We start from the raw sequence: 1573 nt of genomic DNA, 5'->3' as shown, positions 1-1573 counted from the left end.
GACACCAATCTCAAGACCCAGTTGAAAGCCTATCTGGAAAAGGTCACTCAGCCGTTCGAGATCGTCGCGTCCCTCGATGACGGCGAGAAATCCCGGGAAATGCTGAGCCTGCTGCAGGACATCGCCAGCCTCAGTGACAAGATCACCTTGAAGACCGACGGCCAGGATGCGCGCAAGCCGTCCTTTGCGCTGAACCGCATCGGTGGCGACATCAGCCTGCGCTTTGCCGGTCTGCCCATGGGCCACGAATTCACCTCGCTGGTGCTGGCGCTGCTGCAGGTCGGTGGGCATCCGTCGAAGACCGCGGCGGACGTCATCGAGCAGATCAAAGGCATCGAAGGCGAATACAACTTCGAGACCTACTTCTCGCTGTCCTGCCAGAACTGCCCGGACGTGGTCCAGGCGCTGAACCTGATGGCCGTGCTCAACCCCAACATCCGTCACGTCGCCATCGACGGCGCGCTGTTCCAGGATGAAGTGGAAGCGCGTCAGGTCATGTCGGTGCCGAGTATCTACCTCAACGGCGAACTGTTCGGCCAGGGTCGCATGGGCGAAGAGGAAATCCTCGCCAAGCTCGACACCGGCGCCGCCGCCCGTGACGCCGGGAAGATGAGCGCCAAGGCCGCCTTCGACGTGCTGGTCATCGGCGGTGGTCCGGCGGGTGCCGCCGCTGCCGTCTACGCCGCGCGCAAGGGTATCCGCACCGGCGTTGCCGCCGAGCGTTTCGGCGGTCAGGTGCTGGACACCATGGCCATCGAGAACTTCATCTCGGTCAAGGCTACCGAAGGCCCGCAACTGGCCCGCGCCCTGGAAGAGCACGTGCGCGAGTACGAAGTCGACATCATGAACCTGCAGCGCGCCAGCAAGCTGATCCCGGCGGGTGCCGAAGGCCTGCACACCGTCGAGTTCGAGAACGGCGCACGGTTGCAGTCCAAGACCGTGATTCTCTCCACCGGTGCGCGCTGGCGTGAGATGAACGTGCCCGGCGAACAGGAATACCGCGGTCGTGGCGTCGCCTACTGCCCGCACTGCGACGGCCCGCTGTTCAAGGGCAAGCGCGTGGCGGTGATCGGCGGCGGCAACTCCGGCGTGGAAGCGGCCATCGACCTGGCCGGCCTCGTCGCTCATGTCACCCTGCTGGAGTTCGGCGAGAGCATGCGTGCCGACGCCGTACTGCAGAACAAGCTGCGCAGCCTGCCCAACGTCACCATCCTGACCATGGCGCAGACCACCGAAGTGCTGGGCGATGGCCAGAAGGTCACCGGCCTGGTCTACAAGGACCGCAACACTGACGAACTGCACAACGTCGAGCTGGAAGGCATCTTCGTGCAGATCGGCCTGCTGCCCAACAGCGACTGGCTCAAGGGCAGTGTCGAGCTGAACCGCTTCGGCGAGATCATCGTCGATGCCAAGGGCCAGACCAACATCCCTGGCGTGTTCGCCGCCGGCGACGTGACCACGGTGCCCTACAAGCAGATCGTCATTGCCCTGGGCGAAGGCGCCAAGGCTTCGTTGAGCGCCTTCGATCACCTGATCCGCAGCACGTCGCCGGTTGCCTAACGCAGCGCTGCAA

General features: G+C 64.2%; 1 protein-coding gene. It reads left to right on the top strand.

Features of this window, described 5'->3' with window-relative positions:
* Positions 1 to 1560: alkyl hydroperoxide reductase subunit F (ahpF, locus tag G7020_RS23725; protein WP_181087217.1), on the top strand; the 1560-nt coding region annotated here is incomplete at its 5' end.
* Positions 1561 to 1573 lie beyond the last annotated feature (13 nt).

It is taken from the genome of Stutzerimonas stutzeri (assembly GCF_013522825.1).
In the GTDB taxonomy this organism is placed as follows: domain Bacteria; phylum Pseudomonadota; class Gammaproteobacteria; order Pseudomonadales; family Pseudomonadaceae; genus Stutzerimonas; species Stutzerimonas stutzeri_AK.
This window is presented reverse-complemented; position numbering and strand designations above follow the sequence as displayed.